At 63.2% G+C, this 20,989-nt stretch carries 14 protein-coding genes; 12 read left to right on the top strand and 2 right to left on the bottom strand.

Annotation, left to right across the window (positions count from 1 at the left end; genetic code table 11):
- The first annotated feature begins 95 nt into the window (after positions 1-95).
- The 6 genes from T8S45_RS00150 to phoB are packed head-to-tail and all read left to right on the top strand — an operon-like array spanning position 96 to position 6,054.
- Positions 96-1,139: a substrate-binding domain-containing protein gene (locus T8S45_RS00150; RefSeq protein WP_322294216.1), complete on the top strand. Its 1,044-nt coding sequence runs from the start codon at positions 96-98 to the stop codon at positions 1,137-1,139.
- A 17-nt stretch (positions 1,140-1,156) separates the two neighbouring features.
- Complete coding sequence (gene pstC, locus T8S45_RS00145; protein ID WP_188641103.1) at positions 1,157-2,542, top strand: phosphate ABC transporter permease subunit PstC; 1,386 nt, start codon at positions 1,157-1,159, stop codon at positions 2,540-2,542.
- Complete coding sequence (gene pstA / locus T8S45_RS00140) at positions 2,535-3,821, top strand: phosphate ABC transporter permease PstA (RefSeq protein ID WP_322294215.1); 1,287 nt, start codon at positions 2,535-2,537, stop codon at positions 3,819-3,821. The genes pstC and pstA overlap by 8 nt, the downstream gene beginning before the upstream one ends.
- Positions 3,815-4,621 carry a phosphate ABC transporter ATP-binding protein PstB gene (gene pstB / locus T8S45_RS00135; protein ID WP_188641101.1) on the top strand — a complete coding sequence of 269 codons (807 nt, stop codon included), beginning with the start codon at positions 3,815-3,817 and terminating at the stop codon, positions 4,619-4,621. The genes pstA and pstB overlap by 7 nt, the downstream gene beginning before the upstream one ends.
- A 1-nt stretch (position 4,622) precedes the next feature.
- Positions 4,623-5,342, top strand: a complete 720-nt coding sequence (gene phoU, locus T8S45_RS00130; protein ID WP_322294214.1) for a phosphate signaling complex protein PhoU — start codon at positions 4,623-4,625, stop codon at positions 5,340-5,342.
- A 22-nt stretch (positions 5,343-5,364) separates the two neighbouring features.
- Entirely contained in the window at positions 5,365-6,054 is a 690-nt protein-coding gene (gene phoB / locus T8S45_RS00125) for a phosphate regulon transcriptional regulator PhoB (protein WP_188641099.1), read from the top strand.
- Here phoB and acs read toward each other — a convergent pair whose 3' ends face one another.
- Positions 6,055-7,956 carry an acetate--CoA ligase gene (gene acs, locus T8S45_RS00120; RefSeq protein WP_322294213.1) on the bottom strand — a complete coding sequence of 634 codons (1,902 nt, stop codon included), beginning with the start codon at positions 7,954-7,956 and terminating at the stop codon, positions 6,055-6,057.
- A gap of 58 nt (positions 7,957-8,014) precedes the next feature.
- Positions 8,015-8,629, bottom strand: a complete 615-nt coding sequence (locus T8S45_RS00115) for a flavin reductase family protein (RefSeq protein ID WP_322294212.1) — start codon at positions 8,627-8,629, stop codon at positions 8,015-8,017.
- 392 nt (positions 8,630-9,021) lie between these two features.
- On the opposite strand from T8S45_RS00115, the gene T8S45_RS00110 reads away from it, so the two are divergent.
- The 6 genes from T8S45_RS00110 (at position 9,022) to T8S45_RS00085 (ending at position 20,802) form a co-directional block, all read left to right on the top strand.
- Complete coding sequence (locus T8S45_RS00110) at positions 9,022-9,747, top strand: Crp/Fnr family transcriptional regulator (protein ID WP_322294211.1); 726 nt, start codon at positions 9,022-9,024, stop codon at positions 9,745-9,747.
- Between the two features lie 87 nt (positions 9,748-9,834).
- Entirely contained in the window at positions 9,835-14,217 is a 4,383-nt protein-coding gene (locus tag T8S45_RS00105) for a chemotaxis protein CheB (protein ID WP_322294210.1), read from the top strand.
- A 131-nt stretch (positions 14,218-14,348) separates the two neighbouring features.
- A complete protein-coding gene (gene ku / locus T8S45_RS00100; protein ID WP_322294209.1) occupies positions 14,349-15,188 on the top strand; it encodes a non-homologous end joining protein Ku in 840 nt (279 codons plus the stop codon).
- 1 nt (position 15,189) lies between these two features.
- Positions 15,190-17,718 carry a DNA ligase D gene (ligD, locus tag T8S45_RS00095; RefSeq protein WP_322294208.1) on the top strand — a complete coding sequence of 843 codons (2,529 nt, stop codon included), beginning with the start codon at positions 15,190-15,192 and terminating at the stop codon, positions 17,716-17,718.
- A 706-nt stretch (positions 17,719-18,424) separates the two neighbouring features.
- Positions 18,425-19,825, top strand: a complete 1,401-nt coding sequence (locus T8S45_RS00090; protein WP_322294207.1) for a site-specific DNA-methyltransferase — start codon at positions 18,425-18,427, stop codon at positions 19,823-19,825.
- Positions 19,822-20,802 (top strand): DUF5681 domain-containing protein, encoded by a 981-nt coding sequence (locus T8S45_RS00085; protein WP_322294206.1) that lies wholly within the window; start codon positions 19,822-19,824, stop codon positions 20,800-20,802. The genes T8S45_RS00090 and T8S45_RS00085 overlap by 4 nt, the downstream gene beginning before the upstream one ends.
- Positions 20,803-20,989 lie beyond the last annotated feature (187 nt).

The following is a 20,989-nucleotide window of genomic DNA, read 5'->3' as shown; positions in this document are numbered from 1 at the left end:
GGCGATTCCCTGGCGCCTGTCATTCGGATGTCACGAAAGTGTCATCGCACCGGCGCAAAGGGCCGGCAATTGGACCAATGCAAAAGGGGTTTCCCATGACGAAGTTCTCGAAAATCGCGCTCGCCTCGGTGGCGACGCTGGTACTTGCCGCGTGTGGCAGCGAAGGCGGGGGCGACACCCGGAATTCGATTCGCGCGGTCGGTTCGTCGACCGTCTATCCGTTCGCCAAGGCCGTCTCCGAAGCCTTCGCCCGCTCGAATCCCGATTTCGGTTCGCCGATCATCGAATCGACCGGCACCGGCGGCGGCATCCAGCTGTTTTGTTCGGGCATCGGCCCGAGCACGCCCGACATGGCCAACGCCTCGCGCCGCATGAAGGCGAGCGAATTCGAAACCTGCCAGGCCAACGGCGTGACCGAGATCATCGAACTGCAGGTCGGCCTCGACGGAATCGCCTTTGCCTCGGCGCAGGGCGGCATCGACATGAACCTGACCCCCGAGATCGTCTATCGGGCGCTGGCCGCCCGTCCCTATGGCGAAGAGCAGACCGCGAAGAACTGGTCGGACGTCGACCCCTCGCTCCCGAACAAGCCGATCCTGGTCTACGGCCCGCCTTCGACCTCGGGTACGCGCGACGCGCTCAAGGAGCTGGTCCTCGAAGTCGGCTGCGAAGCCAACCCAGAGATGGAAGCGGTCAAGGAAGCGGACGAGGACCGTTACGATCAAATCTGCACCGAAGTCCGCAGCGACGGCGCCTATGTCGACCAGGGCGAGCAGGACAACCTCATCGTCCAGAAGATCACCGGCAATTCGGACGCCGTTGGGGTTTTCGGTTATTCCTACCTTGAGGAAAACGCAGACCGCGTGCAGGGGCTCCCCATGAACGGAGTCGACCCGACCTACGAGAACATCTCGAGCTTCGAGTATCCCGGCGCGCGTCCGCTCTACGTCTACGTCAAGAAGGCGCATCTCGATGCGATCCCCGGCCTGAAGCAATATCTCGCCCAGTGGACCACGATGTGGAGCAAGGGCGGCCCGCTCGCCGATATCGGCCTGGTCGCTTCGCCCGAAGACACGATGGCGCGCAACCAGACTGCGGCGACGCAGTACACCACCATCGACGGCTCCGAACTCAACTAAGGACCTGATCCGCAACCATGTCGCCTGCCATCCTGTTTCTCCTGGCCCTCGGACTGGGCCTGGCCGGGTGGCTCGCGGCACGTGCGCGGGCCTACGGCATGCGAGCCGCCTCGGACACGGGGCGGCTCGCCAGCCTGCCGCAATATCACGGCTGGTACGTCGCACTGTGGGTGGCCGTCCCGATCGTGGCCTTCGCGGTGCTGTGGAGCATCATCGCACCGCAGATCGTGCTCAATTCGGTTCTCGCCCACCCGGCCGCCGACGCGCTGCCCGAGTTCGGCTTCAAGCGGACCCAGATCCTGTCCGAGGCCCGCGCGGTCGCAACCGGTGCGGCGCAGGGCGTGTTCGACCCGATGGCGCGCCCGCTGATCGAGCCGTTTCGCGGAGCGATCGAACGCACCAATATCATCGGCCTCGTCGTCGCACTGCTGCTCGGCTTCGCCGGGGGCGCCTTCGCCTTCCTGCGGGTGAAGCCCGATTTCCGCGCCCGCACCAAGGTCGAGCGCAGCATGCTGGTGCTGCTGCTGCTCGCCTCGCTGGTCGCGATCCTGACCACGCTCGGCATCCTCGTCAGCCTCGTGTTCGAAACCATCCGCTTCTTCGGCATGGTCGACCCGGTCAGCTTCCTGTTCGGCACGCATTGGGCACCCGACCCGATGGCCAGCGCCGACAATCCCGACGTCACCCGCTACGGGGCGATCCCGCTGTTCTGGGGCACGATCTTCATCGGCGCGATCATCGCGATGATCGTCGCCATCCCGCTCGGCCTGATGAGCGCGATCTACCTGACCCAATACGCCCCGCCGCAGGTCCGCACCTGGGTCAAGCCCGCGCTCGAAGTGCTCGCCGGCGTGCCGACCGTGGTCTACGGCTACTTCGCCGCGCTCACCATCGCCCCCGCGATCCGCGACATGGCCATGTCGGTTGGCATCTCCAATGCCTCGAGCGAGAGCGCGCTGGCCGCCGGCCTCGTGATGGGCGTGATGATCATCCCGTTCGTGTCCTCGATGGCCGACGACAGCATCGCCGCCGTCCCCGGCGCGATGCGCGACGGCAGCCTCGCGATGGGCGCGACCAAGTCCGAAACGATCAAGCGCGTGCTGGTGCCCGCCGCGCTGCCCGGCATCGTCGCGGGCGTGATGCTGGCGATCAGCCGCGCGATCGGCGAAACCATGATCGTGGTGATGGCCGCCTCGACCGCCGCCAACCTTACCGGCAACCCACTCGAATCGATGACGACCGTGACGGTGCAGATCGTGGCGCTGCTCACCGGCGAGGGCAGTTTCGACCATCCGGCGACGCTCGCCGCCTTCGCGCTCGGCTTCGTCCTGTTCCTCGTGACGCTGGCGCTCAACTTCGTCGCGCTGCGCGTCGTCAAGAAATATCGCGAAGCCTATGAGTGACGCCGTGACATCCCCTGCGACCGACGACCCCCGCCCGCTGCGCGCGCCCACCCGTACGCCCGAGTTCGAGGCGCGGCTGCGGCAGCGCTACAAGGCCGAGAAGCGCTTCAAATATGCCGGGCTCGGCGCGATTATCTTCTCCGTCGTGGTGCTGCTGTTCCTGCTCGCGACGATGACCATCAACGGCATCGGCGGCTTCCAGCGCGCCGAGCTCGAAGTGCCGATCGATTTCACCCAGGCCGGGCTCGCCGCCAATCCGGCAGCGATGGAAGGCAACGGCGCGCAACTGGCGCTCGAGCAGCAGGGCCTGCCCGACGTGGTCGAATATTTCGCGCAAGAAGCGCTTGGCGCGGAGGGTGCCGAAAAGCTCGGTAGTCAGGCCTGGCGCGAGGTGGCCGACGCGATCGCCGACGACCCCGGGATCTTGAACCGCAGCGAGACCTTCTGGCTCCCCACGACCGACGATTTCGCGCAGGCACTCGAAGGCGACGGCTCGCCCGAATTGCAGGCGCTGGCGACCCAGCTCTCCGATGCCGGCCAGCTCGACAAGAACTTCGACAGCGGCTTCCTCGCCCGCGCCGATGCCACCGATCCGCAGGAAGTCGGGATCTGGGGCGCGCTCAAGGGCTCGATCCTGACGATGATCGTGACCTTGCTTCTGGCCTTCCCGATCGGCGTCCTCGCGGCGCTCTACCTCGAGGAATTCGCGCCCAAGAACCGCTGGACCGACGTGATCGAGGTCTCGATCAACAATCTCGCCGCGGTACCCTCGATCATCTTCGGCCTGCTCGGCCTCGCGGTGTTCCTGACGATCTTCCCCAATTATCGCTCCGCTCCTCTGATCGGCGGCCTGACCCTGGCGCTGATGACGATGCCGGTGATCGTGATCGCCGGGCGCAACGCGATCAAGGCGGTGCCGCCCTCGATCCGCGACGGTGCGCTGGCGATCGGTGCCTCGCCGATGCAGGTCGTGTTCCACCACGTGCTTCCGCTCGCGCTTCCCGGAATCCTGACCGGCACGATTATCGGCATGGCGCGCGCGCTGGGCGAGACCGCGCCGCTGCTGCTGATCGGCATGCGCGCCTTCATCGCCACCCCGCCCGAAGGCTTCACCTCGCCGGCGACCGTCCTGCCGGTGCAGATCTTCCTCTGGTCCGATGAAATCGACCGCGGCTTCGTCGAGCGCACGAGCGCCGCGATCATCGTGCTATTGCTGTTCCTCCTCGCGATGAACGCCATCGCCATCTACCTGCGCAACAGGTTCGAGAAATCATGGTAACCCAGACCTCCCAGTTCGAAGACGATTCCGCCGCCCCCTCGGGCCCGCCCAAGATGGAGGCGCAGGGCGTCTCGGTCTTCTACGGCGACAAGAAGGCGATCGACGACGTTTCGATCGACATCCCGACCGATTACGTGACCGCGTTCATCGGCCCGTCGGGTTGCGGGAAGTCGACCTTCCTGCGCTCGTTGAACCGGATGAACGACACGATCCCGACCGCGCGGGTCGAGGGAACGATCAAGCTCGACGGGGACGACATCTACGACCCCAAGCTCGACGTCGTGCAGCTGCGCGCACGCGTTGGCATGGTGTTCCAGAAGCCCAACCCGTTCCCCAAGTCGATCTACGAGAACATCGCCTACGGACCCAAGATCCACGGCCTCGCCTCGAGCAAGGACGCGCTCGACGAGGTAGTCGAACGCTCGCTCAAGCGCGCCGGCCTGTGGGAAGAGGTCAAGGACCGGCTCGACGATTCGGGCACCGCACTGTCGGGTGGCCAGCAACAGCGGCTTTGCATCGCGCGCGCGATCGCGGTCGATCCCGAGGTGATCCTGATGGACGAGCCCTGTTCGGCGCTCGACCCGATCGCCACCGCGCGGATCGAGGAGCTGATCCACGATCTGCGCGGTCGCTATGCGATCGTCATCGTCACCCACTCGATGCAGCAGGCCGCGCGCGTCTCGCAGCGCACCGCCTTCTTCCACCTTGGCAAGATGGTCGAATTCGGCCCTACTTCGGAAATCTTCACCAACCCGAAGAAAGAGCGTACCAAGGACTATATCACCGGAAGGTACGGATAATATGGAACATACCGTCAAGGCATTCGACGAAGACATCACCCAGCTGCGCGGCTTGATCGCGGAGATGGGCGGTCTTGCCCAGTTGTCCGTTACCGAAGCGATCACCGCGCTCGAAACCGGCGACAACGATCTCGCCCAGAAGGTCCGCAAGCGCGATGCGCAGATCAATGCGCTCGAGGCCGAAATCGATCGCCTGGCGGTGCGGCTGATCGCCTTGCGCGCGCCGATGGCCGACGATTTGCGCGAAGTGGTCGCCGCGCTGAAGATTTCCGGCGTGCTCGAGCGGATCGGCGACTATGCCAAGAACATCGCCAAGCGGATCGGCAAGATCGAGGGGCGCAAGCATTTCGAGCCGCTGACGCTGATCCCGGCAATGGGCGAACTGGCGGGCGAAATGGTCCACGACGTGCTTGATGCCTTTGCCGCGCGCGATGCCGCCCGCGCCAAGGAGATCATCGCCCGCGACGACAAGGTCGACGCCTTCTACGACAGCATCTTCCGCAATGTCGTGACCCACATGGTCGAGAACCCGCAGACGATCGGCACCGCCGCGCAGATGCTGTTCATCGCGCGCAATATCGAACGCATCGCCGACCATGCCTGCAACGTCGCCGAACAGGTCTACTTCGCCGCCACCGGCAACACGCTGGTCGAGGATGGCGGGCACGACCACGACGCGCAGATGTTCGACGACCGCGACAACCCGCCGAACGAAGACTGACCGCCGACGGGGGTAACGAGCAATGGCCCAACCCTACCTCCTCCTCGTCGAAGACGATCCTTCGCTCGCCGAGATGCTGGCCTACCGGTTCGAGACGGCCGGATACCGGGTGCAGGCGACCTCCGACGGCGACGAGGCGCTGCTGCTGGCGCGCGAGGAAGTGCCCGATCTCGTCGTGCTCGACTGGATGATCGAAGGCACCAGCGGGATCGAGGTCTGCCGCCGGTTGCGCCGCGACAGCGGCACCGCGCAGGTGCCGATCATCATGCTCACCGCACGCGGCGCCGAGGACGACAAGATCCGCGGGCTCGACACTGGGGCCGACGATTACATGTCGAAGCCGTTCAGCCCGCGTGAACTGGTGGCGCGCGCCAATGCCGTCCTGCGCCGTATCCGCCCCGCCCTTGCGGGCGAGAGCTTGACCGTCGGCGGGATCGAGCTCGATCCCGTGCAGCACCGCGTGACGCGCAAGGGCGAACAGTTGAAGCTCGGCCCGACCGAGTTCCGCCTGCTGCGGCACCTGATGGAAAGTCCGGGCCGGGTCTTCAGCCGCGGACAATTGCTCGATGCGGTGTGGGGCACCGCCAGCGAGATCGAGGAGCGCACGGTCGACGTCCATATCCGGCGCCTGCGCCAGGCGATCGAGATCGAAGGCGAGCCCGATCCGGTGCGCACCGTGCGCTCGGCCGGCTACGCGATCGAGGCGGTCTAGCTAGACCAGCGCGTTCTTCTTCAGATCCTCGACCACCGCCGGATCGGCCAGCGTCGAGACGTCGCCGACCTGGTCCGGCTGGCCCTCGGCGATCTTCCTTAAAATCCGCCGCATGATCTTGCCCGAACGGGTCTTGGGCAGCGCGGGCGCGAATTGCAACGCGTCGGGGGTCGCGATGGGGCCGATTTCCTTGCGCACCCACTGCCGCAATTCCTCGCGCAAGTCGTCTCTTTCCGTCGCGTCGGCGTTGAGCGTGACATAGGCGTAGATGCCCTGCCCCTTGATCTCGTGCGGCATACCGACGACCGCCGCCTCGGCCACCTTGGGGTGCGCGACCAGCGCGCTCTCGACCTCGGCGGTGCCCATGCGATGGCCCGAAACGTTGATCACGTCGTCGACCCGGCCGGTGATCCAGTAATAACCGTCCTCGTCCCGCCGACAGCCGTCGCCGGTGAAATACTTGCCCGGATAGGTCGAGAAATAGGTTTGGAAGAAGCGCTCGTGGTCGCCGTAGACCGTGCGCATCTGGCCCGGCCAGCTGGAGACGAGGCACAGATTGCCCTCGGTCGCGCCGTCCAGCTCCTCGCCCTCGGCATCGACCAGTTGCGGACGCACACCCGGCAACGGCTTCGTGGCGGAGCCCGGCTTGGTTTCGACCGCGCCCGGCACCGGAGCGATCATCGTGCCGCCGGTCTCGGTCTGCCACCAGGTGTCGACCACCGGGCAGCGCCCTTCGCCCACCACGCTCGAATACCAGTTCCAAGCCTCGGGATTGATCGGCTCGCCCACCGTGGCGAGCAGGCGCAATTGCGACCGGTCATGGCGCGTCACCCAGTCGTCGCCCTCGCGCATCAGAGCGCGGATCGCGGTCGGCGCGGTGTAGAACACGGTCACGCCGAGCCGGTGCGAGGTCTCCCAGAAGCGCCCCGGATCGGGGTAGTTGGGCACACCGTCGAACATCACCGTGCGCGCGCCATTCGAAAGCGGGCCATAGACGACATAGCTGTGCCCGGTGATCCAGCCGACATCGGCGGTGCACCAAAACAGGTCGTCGGCCACGTCCTTGTCTTCCTCGGGGCCGAAGAGCAGGCGGTATGTGAAGGTCACCCACAGCAGGTAGCCGCCGGTGGTATGGAGCACGCCCTTGGGCTTCCCGGTCGAGCCCGAGGTGTAGAGGATGAAGAGCGGGTCCTCGGCCGCCATCGGCTCGGGGGCGCAGTCGGCATCGACGCTTTCGCGCGCCTCGTGCCACCACACGTCGCGACCCTCGACGACGGGGACGTCGTCGCCGGTGCGGCGGACCAGGATCACCGAATGGACATCGGGGCAGCTTTCGAGCGCGGTGTCGGCATTGGCCTTCAGCGGGATCGCCTTGCCCCCGCGTCGCCCTCCATCTGCGGTGACCAGCACCGTGCTTTCACAATCGCGAATGCGGCCCGCGAGACTGTCGGGCGAGAATCCGCCGAACACCACCGAATGCACCGCCCCGATCCGCGCGCAGGCGAGCATCGCGAAGGCCGCTTCGGGGATCATCGGCATGTAGATCGTGACCCGGTCGCCTTTCTTCACCCCGCGCGATTTGAGCACATTGGCGAAGCGGCAGACCTCGGCATGGAGGTCGCGATAGCTCAGCTCGTAGCCTTCGCCGGGCTCGTCGCCCTCGAACACGATCGCGGTCTGGCCCCCGCGCGTCGCGAGGTGCCGGTCGAGACAGTTGGCGCTGAGGTTCAGCTTCCCGTCGGCGAACCAGCGGATATGGAAATCGGCTTCGTCGAAGGACCAGTCGCCCGCTTCGCTCGGTTCCTCGATCCAGTCGAGGCGCGAGCGCGCCTGTTCGAGCCAGAATCCGTCCTCGTCCTGGGCCAGTGCATCGTGCATCGCCTGCAGCTTCGTCGGGGTCATGCGCGGGGTCTCCTCTCTCGCATACGATGGGCGAGCGGCGAACCACGTGCAAGCCGGTTCAGTCGGTGCGCGCAATCCGGTCGAGCAGCGCGCGCTGCGCCTCGCCCGCTTCGGTCAGTCGCCAGCCGTCGGGGCCTTCCTCGACCAGTCCGGCGGTCACCAGCGCGGCATGGTCCTGCGGATCGATCCCGCCGCCGTCCTTGGGCATCAGGCGACCATAGCGCCCCGAATGATAGACCAGCGGCTCGGCCGTGCTCCGGGCGAAATCGACCACCTCGCCGAGGAAGATCGCATGGTCACCGCCCTCGTATTCGTAGCGGGCGCGACAGCCGAAGCGCGCCGCGCAACCGGCGATCAGTGGCGCGCCCTCGGGACCGTCTTCCGTGGCGAGACCTGCGAACTTGTCGGCACCCGACCGGGCAAAGCGATCCGACATGTCCTGCTGGTCGGCGGCGAGGATATGCACCGCCCAGGCGGTCGCGTCGCGAAAGGCGGGCAGCGAATGCGACGACAGCGCGAGGCTCCACAGCACCATCGGCGGGTCGAGCGAGACCGAATTGAAGCTGTTGGCAGTCAGCCCCACCGGATCCCCGCCGGGATCGCGCGCGGTCACGATGGTGACCCCGGTCACGAAGCTTCCCAGCGCATTGCGAAAGGCGGATTTGTCGAGCACTGCCGCCTCGCTAGGGGCCGAGGCCGGGAAGGGCAATACGCGTCGAAGGCTCGTCTCGCGCGGGCGAGGCGCCGGCGAAGTCGGGGGGCGAGACTGCCGGGCGATTGCGGGTGGCCCGAAGGGGAGGGGATTCGGTTTCGGGCGCGGTCCGGGCGGGGTCGGCCCGTGCCACCCGCGTGCGCAAAGCTGGGCGCGCGCCCTGGCGCTGTCGATAACATCGGTCAACCGGGTGCCGAATCGCGCGCAAGGCGATATTTACTCGATCGGGCATGGCGACGGTCAAGCTCATGAAAAGCCAGTGTTAGTTCGGAACCCGCGAGCATTGTGAGCGTTATCGTCGTATGGGGCATGCCACGGTTCAGAAGAATGCAGCGGCATTGAATCCAGCGCCTTTGCAGGCGCCGGAGACAACGCCCCTCGCGTCGCTGGCATGCCGCCTCGCCAATTTTTCCGCGGTCGAAGCGGGCGACAAGCTCCGCTCTCTGGTCGGGGGCCAGCGTGGTTACGATCGCGATACGCCGGCCTGGGCCGAGCGCGGCGATCTGTCCAACATCGTCGTGATCGAAAGCGGCTGGGCCTACAAGTTCACGATCATGCACGACGGTCGGCGGCATATCGCCGATTTCTTCGGCCCCGGCGCGATCTGCAACTGGTCGCGGCTATCCCGGTTCGAGGAGCAGGACGATATTCTCTTCAAGAGCGGCACCAGCGTGGCGTTGCTCGATCCAGTCCTGCTCGACCAGAAGCTGGCGGATGATGCGGGTCTCGCGAGCACGATAAAGCGCCACGAACTGGCCCGCGTGATGCGGACCACGCAGCGCATCCGGGCCTTCATCTCGCTCCCGGCGATCGAGCGGACGCTGCTGCTGTTGCTCGACTTCGCCGACGAATTGCGCACGGTCGGCAAGGTGCCTGACTGGATTTGCACGCCTTTCGCGCAAGCGGAACTCGCCGACATGCTCGGCCTGACCCCGGTGCATGTGAGCCGTGTATTCAAGAAGCTGGTCGAATCCGACATCATCGAGCGCGACGGCAATTCGGTGCGGTTCACCGATCGCCGGCGGATCGAACGCGACCTTGCCTATCGTCGCTTTTTCCAGGCTCGCAGATCCCCTTAAGGCCCCCAACATTTGTTAGGCGTTCGGCGGTGGCTTATCACCGGTATTGCGTCTACCATCGCTGCCAAGGGGTAGGGTGAGCAATCGATGTCAAAATTCGACTATCCGATTGTCGCAGTTGGCGCCTCGGCCGGGGGGATCGAGGCGCTCAAGGCACTCGTCGAGTGCATCCCGACGGAGTCGCGCGCGACATACGTCATCCTGCAGCATCTCGCGCCCGATCACGAAAGCCAGCTTGTCAGCATCCTCGGGCGCGATTCGAAGCTGCCCTGTGTTCAGGCCGAAGAAAACCTCGCGCTCGAGCCGGGCCATATCTACGTCCTGCCTCCCGACAGATATCTGAGCATCGTCGATCACGGCCTGTTTGTCGAAACACCGCTCGAACCGCGCGGTTCGCGCATGCCGATCGACTATTTCATGCGCTCGCTCGCCGAAGCCGCCGGCTCGCAATCGATCGGCGTGATCCTCTCCGGGACGGGGAGCGACGGCACGCTTGGCCTGCGCGCGATCAAGGGGGCGGGCGGGTTGAGCTTCGTTCAGTCGCCCGAAACCGCGCTGTATGACGGGATGCCGCAGGCGGCGATCGATTCGGGTAATGCCGACGAGATCGGCACGATCGGGGAAATCTGCGCGTCGATCGCCGAGCATGCCAAGCGCATGGACAATGGCGACCAGCAGGAATTCGGCCAGGCCGACCTCAACAGCGTGATCGCCCTGATCAAGGCCCGGCTCGGGCTCGATTTTTCCGCTTACAAACAGGGGACGATCGGTCGCAGGATTCGTCGCCGGCTCAAACTGCTCAGGTTCGAGAAGCTGTCCGATTATCTCGGGCACCTGCGCTCGGACGCCAACGAATTGCGCCAGCTCGCGGACGATATGCTGATCAACGTCACCTCGTTCTTTCGCGACGACACGATCTGGGACGAAGTGGTCGCCAAGGTGGTCACACCGCTGGTCGAAGCGGCCGGTTCAGGGCCGTTGCGCATCTGGGTGCCCGGCTGTGCGAGCGGAGAGGAAGCCTATACGCTGGCGATCCTGTTCGAGGAACATTGCGCGCAGCAGGAGCATCCGTGCGACTGGCAGATCTTTGCCAGCGATCTCGACGTCGACGCGATCTCGCAAGGCCGCGAGGGTCTGTATCCGAACAGCATCTCGGCCGATGTCTCGGAAGAGCGGCTCCAGCAATTCTTCCGCCGCGAGGACAATCACTTTCGCGTGCACAAGCGCCTGCGCGAACGGGTGGTGTTCGCGCACCAGGACATCCTCCACGATCCGCCCTTCTCGCGGCTCGACCTGGTCTCGTGCCGCAACCTGCTCATCTACCTCGATGCGGCTCACCAGCGGCAATTGATGGACACGTTCCATTTCGCCCTGCGCGAGGAAGGCTTCCTGCTGCTGGGCACCTCGGAAACGGTCTCGACCCAATCGCGCAAGTTCAAGTCGATCTCGAAAAAGGCGCATATCTACCGGCGACGCCCTGGCCGGGCCGAGGCGCGCTTTACTGCGAGGCAGCGTGGCAGCACCACTCCCGGCCGGATCTCGCAATTCCTCGCCAAGGCCCAACGCGGCCGGACCAACGAGCTTCACGAGCAGGTCCGCCTGTCATTGCTCAATCGCTACGCTCCGGCCGGGGTCGTGATCGAACCCGATGGCACGATCGTGCATTATTCCGGCCCCGTCCGGCGCTTCGTCGAGACGCCCGACGGTCCGCCCACACACAATGTCTACGAACTGCTACCCGCCACGCTGCGTGCGCGGGTGCGCGATACCGTGCGCCGGGTCGCGATGGGAGAAAAGCCCGACGGTCGCACCGTGGCGGTTCGGTTCGCCGATCGCGACCAGACGGTGCGGGTCGATTGCGTCGAGCTGGGACAGAGCGAGAGCGCGGACGAGGCTCGCTTTTTCGTCACCTTCGTCGAGGTCGGGGATCCGCACTCGTCCGTTTCCGACGATGCGAGCGCAGCCGAAACCGGCAACGAGCAGGTCCGCCATCTCGAGCACGAACTCGAAATCGTGCGCGAGGACCTGCAGACCACGGTCGAGGAACTCGAAACCTCGAACGAGGAATTGAAGGCCAGCAACGAGGAGGCGATGGCCTCCAACGAAGAGCTGCAATCGGCCAACGAAGAGCTCGAGACCAGTCGCGAGGAGCTGCAATCGCTCAACGAGGAACTCGTCACCGTCAACCACCAGCTCGAGGACAAGATCGAGGAGGTCGAGAAAGCGACCGACGACCTGCGCAACCTGCTGTCATCCACCCGACTGCCGGTCATCTTTCTCGACAACGATTTCCACATCTCGAGCTTCACCCCGACGATGCGCGGCCTGATCGAACTCCGAGACACCGATATCGGGCGTCCGTTCGGCAACCTGGCGCGCAAGATCGACGACCCCGCCTTCGAGGAAGACGCACGCAAGGTCCTCGAAGACCTCCAGCCGATCGAATGCGAAATCTCGGACGACGAGGGCCGCACATACCTGCGCCGGTTGCAGCCCTATCGCACGTCCGAGGAACGGATCGGCGGCGTCGTCGCGACCTTCACCGACATTACCGATCAGGCCCGCACCGCACGATTGCTCGCCTCGCGCGAGCGGCAGGCGCGCATTATCGCGAAGCTCGGCCAATCCGCGCTGTCGATCCGCGAAATCGACGATTTCCTCGACGAGGCCTGTGCCTCGCTGCGCGAGGCGCTCGACTGCGATTTCAGCAAGGTTCTCAAGCTTTCCGACGATGGAAAGGCATTCAACCTGGTCGCCGGTGCGGGCTGGAATCCCGGCACGATCGGAAAGTCCGAAGTCACGGCCGGGCGGCATAGCCAGGCCGGCTATACGATGCTCGAAGAAGGTGCGGTGCTCGTCGCCGACCTCGAAGAGGAGAAACGCTTCGAAGGCCCCCCGCTGCTGAAGGACCATTCGGTGAGATCGGGAATCAGCACCGTCATCACGGTCGGGCAGAAACCGTGGGGCGTGATCGGCCTGCACGATCGCAAGGCCGGGGTGTTCAGCCACGAGGATCTCTCCATCCTCGAGGCCGCATCCAACATCATCGCCCTGGCAGTGATGCAGTCCACGCGCGAGGAATTCCTCGCCCGCGAACGGCTGGTCCTCTCGCTTGCGATCAGCGTCGCGAACATGGGGGTGTGGACCGTCGACACCGCCACCGACGAGGTCACCTGGGACCAGCGCCTCCGCAAGATCACGGGAATGGTCAACGCCAAGTCGCGTCCCGCCGCCGAGACCTTCTACGATCACATCGCTCCGGAAGACCGCGAGCGGGTGGAACAGGCGATGCGCAAGACGGTCGAGACGGGCAAGCCGTTCGAGGAGCAGTTCCGCTTCTTCCGCCCCGATGGCGAGATGATCTGGCTGTTCGGCAAGGGCGAACGCGTGACCCAGGGCGATCGCCAGATCGTGCTGGGGATCAACAGCGACATCACGCAGCGCAAGCAGCACGAGGAGCAGAACGAGTTCATGATGCGCGAGCTCGACCATCGTGTGAAGAACCTGCTCGCGGTCATCCTGTCGATCACCCGCATCACGTCGAAGACGACCGACAGCGTCGAGGAATTCCTCGAAGATTTCTCGGCCCGGCTCGACGCGATGGCGCGCACGCACAGCCTGCTGGCGCAGGCGCGCTGGTCGGGGACGCACCTGCGATCGCTGTTGCAGGACGAGGTCGTCGGCCAGGCCGCCGATGGCCAGGTCGAATTGTCGGGACCGAAGATCACCGTGTCGCCGAGCGCCGCGCAATCGCTCTCGATGATCTTCCACGAACTGACCACCAACGCGCTCAAATACGGTGCGCTCTCCCGCTCGCGCGGCAAGGTCGAGGTGCGCTGGAAACAGGTCGAGGGCGATCGGCTTGAACTGCGCTGGAAGGAAAGTGGCGGCCCCGAGGTCACCAAGCCGGAGAGGCAAGGCTTCGGCACCACGGTGCTCGACCGGATGGCGCACCAGCAACTTGGCGCGCACGTCTCGATCGAATGGAAAAAGAAGGGTATCGAGGTAGTCCTCGACATGCCGATGACGCGATTGCTGCCGGTGGCCGAAGCCGAACCGCAAAAGCAGGCGATTGCCGACCATGCCTCGCACGCTTGCCTCAAGGACAAGAAGGTGCTCGTCCTCGACGACGAATGGCTGATCGCCGAACAGCATGCCGACGTCCTCGCATCGGTCGGCGCTGAGATAATCGGCCCGTTTCTCAAGTTGGAGGACGCGCTCGGAACGGATTACGCAAACGCCGACATCGCGGTCCTCGACTTCGCGCTCGCCGAAGGGACGACCGTGATACCACTGGCGGAAAAGCTGAAAGAGATCGGTATCCCGATCGTGTTCGTTACCGGTTATGGTTCGCGCACCGAATTGCCGCCCCAGTTCGACGACGACCTGGTGGTCCCGAAGCCGGCCAGCGCCGACGCGATTCTCGACAGCACCGCGCACCTGCTGGCCAACGGCAATCCGGCGCCGTGACCTGATCGGCATCGGCGGCAGCCGGAAACAGGAGCGGGCGCGATAACTTCGGCATGCGGGTTTGGCCTGCCCGGGGCGAGCGAAACCATTTCACGGGCCAAGCGCTGTTCTTCAGGAAACGGAGGCAAGCAATGGCGGCACGCGCTTACTGGCAGGGGCAAATCAGACTCGCGTTGGTTTCGATTCCGGTGGAGATCTATTCGGCAAGCAAGTCGGGCGCGAAGATCAGGTTCAACCAGATCCACGAACCGAGCGGAAAGCGCGTCAAGTACGAAAAGACCGCTCCCGGCATAGGTCCGGTCGATCGCGACGAGATCATCAAGGGTTACGAGATCTCCAAAGGCGAATACGTCCTGCTCGAGGAGGAGGAGATCGAGGCGGTCAAGATCGAGAGCCGCAAGACGCTCGAACTGGTCCAGTTCGTCGATGCCTGCGAGATCGATCCGCTCTATTTCGAGAAACCCTATTACGTCGCGCCCAGGGACGATCTCGCCGAGGAAGCCTTCGTCGTGCTGCGCGAGGCATTGCGCAAATCGAAGAAGGTCGCGCTCGGCCAGCTTTCGGTGCGTGGAAGCGAGAAACTGGTCGCGATCAAGCCGTGCGGCAAGGGACTGTTGCTCGAAACGCTGCGCTATGCCGACGAGGTGCGCAAGGCACAGGGGTTTTTCTCCGAAATCGACGAGGCGAAGCCGAAGAAGGAACTGCTCGACCTCGCAACCACGCTGATCGAGGAGAGGAGCGCGCCCTTCGACGCGAGCGAATTCGAGGATCGCTATGTCGAGGCGCTGCGCAAGCTGATCGACAAGAAGGCGAAGTCCAAGAGCAAGAAGGCGATCATCGAGGACGTCGAGGGCCCGGATGGCAGCGATGGTGGCAACGTGATCGACCTGATGGCGGCGCTCAAGAAATCGGTCGGTGAGAAGAAGTCCGGCGCCGCAAAGTCCGGATCGAAGCGCAAGAAGAGCGCCTGACATGGCGAGCGGGCGCAAGCCGGCCGATCCGCTGGCGACCTACAACGCGAAACGCGACTTCGATCGGACGCCCGAGCCCTCGGGCAAGGCGCAAAGCAGCACGAACGGCAACCTCTTCATCGTGCAGAAGCACGACGCCACCAGGCTCCACTGGGACCTCCGGCTAGAAGTGGACGGCGTACTCAAGAGCTGGGCGGTCACCAAGGGTCCCTCGCCCGATCCCGACATCAAGCGGCTGGCGGTCCGCACCGAAGACCATCCGATGTCCTATGCCGAGTTCGAGGGCACGATTCCCAAGGGCGAATATGGCGGCGGCACGGTGATGCTGTGGGATCGTGGCAGCTGGGCCCCGGTCGAAGGCAAAAGCGCGCAGGACCTCGAGAAGGGCCACCTCCACTTCCGCCTCGAAGGCGAGCGGATGCGGGGCGAGTGGCTGCTTATCCGGCTGAAAAAGAAGCCCGGTGAAAAGCGCGAAAACTGGCTGCTCAGGAAATTACAGGACGGGCATGCCGAGGCGGGCGACGTGCTGGTCGAGCGCGAGCTGACCAGCGTGCTGACCGGTCGCTCGATGGCCGAGATCGCGGCCGACAAGAAGGGGGAATACCCGCTCGCCGGAAAGAAGGACGAAGCCTTCCTCGCACAGATGGAAAAGGCCTCCTCCCGCAATGCCCGCACCGCCAAGCCACGCAGCAAGCGAAAGCCTGCCCCGCTTCCCAAGTTCGCCCAGCCCCAGCTCGCCACCCTGGTCGACGAGGTTCCCGCCGGGAACGGGTGGATGCACGAGATAAAGTTCGACGGGTACCGCGCATTGGTCGCCGCCAGGGGTGACGAGGTGCGGGTCTTCACCCGCAGCGGCAAGGATTGGACCGACAAGTTCGGCCCGCTGGTCGAAGCGATCGCCGCGCTCGACCTGCCGGCCTGCCTCATCGACGGCGAAATCGTCGCCTATGACCCCAGGGGCAATCCCGATTTCTCGACGCTGCAGCAGGTCCTCAAGCGCGGGCACGGGAGCCAGTCGAAGCAGGATGCGCTCGCCTTCCATGCTTTCGACTTGCTTTCTCTCGACGGGGAAGATCTGGCGAAGCTTCCCAATATCGAGCGCAAGGAGCGGCTCGAAGCGCTGCTCTCCACCGCCGAGCCCCCGATCCATATCGCCGATCACGTCATCGGCGCCGGCGAGCAACTCTACGCTTCGATGTGCGGGGCCGGGCAGGAAGGGATCATCGCCAAGAAGATCGATGCCCCCTATCGCCACGCGCGCAGCAAGGCGTGGGTGAAGGTCAAATGCACCCGGAGGCAGGAATTCGTCATCGTCGGCTGGAAGAAGAGTTCGGCCCGCGGCCGCCCCTTCGCCTCGCTGCTGATGGCGCAGTACGAAGGCGACGAGCTGGTCTACAAGGGGAATGTCGGCACAGGGTTCACCACCGACGAACTCGACGAGCTGGCGGCGAAGATGAAACGGCTGGAGCGCAAGACGCCGCCGGTCGAGACCGACTCGGCAAGCGCCCGCGGTGTCACGTGGCTCACTCCGAAACTCGTCGCCGAAGTGGCCTTTTCCGAATTCACCGCCGAGGGCAACATCCGCCACGGCAGCTATCTCGGCCTGCGTTCGGACAAGCCCGCTAAAAAGGTGACGCCCGAACGCGCAGCGCCGACGCCCGCACCCGAAGAGGTGGTGAAGATCTCCAGCCGCGAGCGGATCATCTTTCCCGATAGCGGGCAGACCAAGGGGCAGCTCGCCGATTATTATGCCGCGGTTGCACCGATCATGCTGCCGTTCGCCGGTCACCGGCCGGTAAGCCTCGTCCGCTGCCCGCAGGGGCGCGCAAAGAAATGCTTCTTCCAGAAGCACGATAGCGGGGCTTTTGGCGACCACGTCCACCACGTCCCGATCCGCGAAAAGGACGGCGGGACCGAGGACTACCTCTATGTCGAGGATGCGCGCGGCATCCTGCAATGCGTGCAGATGGGGACGATCGAGTTCCACGGCTGGGGTTCGCGCAGCGACGACGTCGAAGCGCCCGACCGGATGGTGTTCGATCTCGATCCCGACGAGGGTCTCGATTTCGCCGATGTCAGGCACGCGGCGCGCGACATCAGGGCGCGGCTGTCCGATCTCGGCCTGGTCAGTTTCGCCATGCTCTCGGGCGGCAAGGGCGTGCACGTGGTGGTGCCGCTGAGGACCGGCCATACGTGGGACGCGCACAAGGACTTTTCGCGGCGCTTCGCCGAGGCGCTCGCGATCGCCGAGCCCGACCGCTTCACCGCCACGATGAGCAAGGCCAAGCGCAAGGGGAAGATCTTCATCGACTGGCTGCGCAACCAGCGTGGCAGCACCGCCGTGCTGCCCTACTCCGCACGCGCGCGGAGTGGCGCGCCGGTGGCGGTTCCGATCGGCTGGGACGAGCTGAAATCGATCGGCAATGCGCACCCGTTTTCGATCGACGATGCAAAGCAGCTGATCGAGCGCGCCGAAAGCAAGGCGCTGGCCGGATGGGGTTTCGCCGAACAGCGACTACCCGATCTCTAGTCATCCCGCGCGCGGTCGGGACGGTTCGCAAACGATCGGGGAAAATGGCGGAGGAGGTAGTCAGCTGCGAACCGCTCTCCACCCGGTTTCCCTGTTAAACAGGGAATATGCAGGGAAATTACCCGTTTTAGCAGCTCAAGATGCCATTTCAGTCAGCGTAATCGCCCGCTCGCCGCCGGTTTCCGGTAATTTTCCCTGCGGAAAAGAACAGGGAATTTGAAATCCCATAACAGGGAATTTCACTGTTCAATAACAGGGAAACTGGACGCTAAACTCCTCGGTCTCCAGGTGACCAGCCAGAAGGTCACTCGTTGACATCGCGTGCGCCCCTTCCCCGCCGTCAGAGCCAATAGCAGGCCTGCGCGAAATGTGGTCATCTTGGTCGAGGCGCCGCTGGATCCGCCTCGGCCGTGTGCAGCGCTGCAGACGAGATCCTCGATCCTTGACCTGGTAGTTCTCAGATGGAATCAGGGAAACATAGTCAAACGAAAGAACATCATCGCGGAGAATTTATTTTCATTCAAAACGCTAGGGTGATTACACAATGAACGAACCTTTCGCTCTGCCCCACCTTGCCATCACCGGATACAGCGAGAAGCATTGTCATAGCATACTCAAATAAGAAGCGCTTAAGAAGGCGCTAAGAAGGGGCTAAGACATAGTATATCCAAATACGGCGCCTCTCTTGCCCTCCAAATAATCGCTTTTGTATTATCTGGCACGCGCTAAGCTGCTGGAGATTGCGATGCAAGTTCGAACCGCGACGGATCTCTCGGACCGTCTCGTCATGAAGCCGATCACGGCCCTTTCCCCATATGCGGGCAATGCCCGTACGCACTCGAAAAAACAGATCAAACAAATTGCCCGCAGCATCGAACGCTTCGGCTTCGTCAATCCCGTATTGATCAGCGATGATGATCAGATCGTGGCGGGTCATGGACGCGTGCTGGCGGCAAAGCAGCTTGGCATGAAAAACGTGCCCACGCTGGCACTATCACATCTCAACGAAGCAGAGCGCCAAGCCTATGTGCTGGCCGATAACAAGCTGGCCGAGAACGCAGGTTGGGACAAGGAGCTGCTCGCTATCGAGCTGCAGCATCTTATCGAACTCGATTTCGAGGTGGAACTCACAGGGTTTGAGATCGCAGAGATCGACCTGATAATCGAAGAGGCCGATGGCTTTGATGACAAAGAGGGCAACTCGCTCGACGATGTCGTTCCCCAACCCAACGGGCTAATCGTGTCTACGCCTGGCGACATTTGGAACTTGGGCCAGCACCGTCTTATTTGCGGCGATGCGCGCGACGAGCACGTCATTGCGGCACTACTAGACGGCCGGCGCCCGCATCTGATGTTCACCGATCCCCCATACAACGTAAAAATCGACGGTAACGTGTGCGGCCTTGGTTCGGTGACCCATAAAGAGTTTGCCTTTGCCAGCGGTGAAATGAGCGTCGACGAATTTACCGCATTCCTGACCAAATCCCTGGGGGCCTCGGCAGCTCATCTGCAGGACGGCGCGATCGCATTCGTCTGCATGGACTGGCGCCATATGCGCGAGTTGCTCGATGCCGGCGAGACTATGTTCGACGAGCTGAAAAACCTCATTGTTTGGAACAAGTCCAATGGCGGAATGGGTGCGTTCTACCGGTCTAAGCACGAACTCATCTTCGCGTTTAAAAAAGGTACCGCGGCGCACACCAATAGTTTCGGCCTTGGCAGCAGCGGACGCTATCGCACCAATGTTTGGGACTACCCAGGCATCAGCAGCCTGGGAACGGAACGCGATGAGGCGCTAGCGATGCATCCTACCGTCAAGCCGGTTGCGATGATCGTGGATGCAATCAAAGACTGCTCGCGGCGCGGCGAAATCGTGATCGACTGTTTCGCTGGATCAGGCTCCACGTTGATTGCCGCCGAGAGAAGCGGTCGCAAAGCGATGCTCGTCGAATATGAGCCCACCTATTGCGATACGATCATACGCCGATGGCAAGCCTATACCGGAAACGAAGCCATCCGGGAGGATGATGGTTGCTCGTTCGACGAAGCACATTCGCTGGAAGGTTCAAACGATAGCGATGTCGATCGCATCGGGGCAATCTCATGAGCGGCTGGGATGACGACGAGGCCATCGGTTATGGCAAGCCACCGCGGTATACGCGCTTCCGCAAGGGACAATCGGGCAATCCGAAAGGTCGCCCGCGTAAGGAGAAGCCCGCGGATGCAGACATCTCCTCCGCAGATGTTTCATCATCGAGCGAATACACTGAAGTGCTGCGGAGCATCTATGCCGAGAAGGTGACAATCAAGACCAAGGGTAAACCAAAACAGATTAGCTTATTTGAAGCGATCGCACGGCGACAAGCCAAGGATGCAGCGGAAGGCAGCGTGACTGCCCAGCGTGAGGTTACTCGGGCGAAGGAAAAACTCGATGCGCTAGATGCAGAGCGCAAGTTCGCATTGGAGAAAGCGAAGCAGCGTCAAATGCTTGAATCCCAAGAGGATCAGCGCAAGGCCTACAATTATCTGGTCGACCTGCATAAAAAGCAAACCGAAGTCTATCGGATTGCTGAGGAAACCGGCTTTGAACCCATTCCCCGCTATCCGCATCCTGAAGACTTTGTTTTCGACCATACTGCCGGGAAGGCCAGGGTAGCCGGCCCATTGGACGAGGAGAGCGCGTTTTATTACTCACGGATAGCTAAGCAGCGCGAGTACCATTTCCTGGATCTCCTCATTCTGAGCCGGCAGCGGCCAAGTGGCAGCAAGTTTCTCCAGAACTTGGCAATGATACAAACTGCCTACATGGACTGCATGCTGCCTCGACGCCAAAGAATGACTTCCAAGCATACCGACACTGCGATGGTATTGCTTTGCAGCAGGCCGCTCCGAGAGCTTCGCAAGCGGCGGGATGAACTTAAGCACTGGTTCGCATGCAACTCATTGCATGAGCTGTCCAAGACGCAGCGTAAAGAAGTATATCAAATCACAAATAGGATTATGCAGCCCCTGCTCCGGCCACTGGGATTTCGATCAGTGGCAGAGCTGGAAAAGCATTGTGAAGCGCAAGAAAGTCAGGGTTAGCGCCAATAGATTGTGGCCCGTGGGCTCGCCAGTAATCTGGCGTAGCCAAGATCCGGATCGTGGAAAGGGCTGATAGACATCTAGTTTTTCTCGCAATCGAGGAATGCCATTCTAATTGCATTAACGAAAGCCTGCCAATACGTTCGACAGTGCTTGAATTCCTCTCGCTGATAATCAATGGCGAAAA

It is taken from the genome of Pseudoblastomonas marina (assembly GCF_034374265.1).
In the GTDB taxonomy this organism is placed as follows: domain Bacteria; phylum Pseudomonadota; class Alphaproteobacteria; order Sphingomonadales; family Sphingomonadaceae; genus Alteriqipengyuania_A; species Alteriqipengyuania_A marina.
The sequence above is the reverse complement of the archived record's forward strand: the minus strand, read 5'-3'. Positions and strand labels throughout refer to the sequence as shown.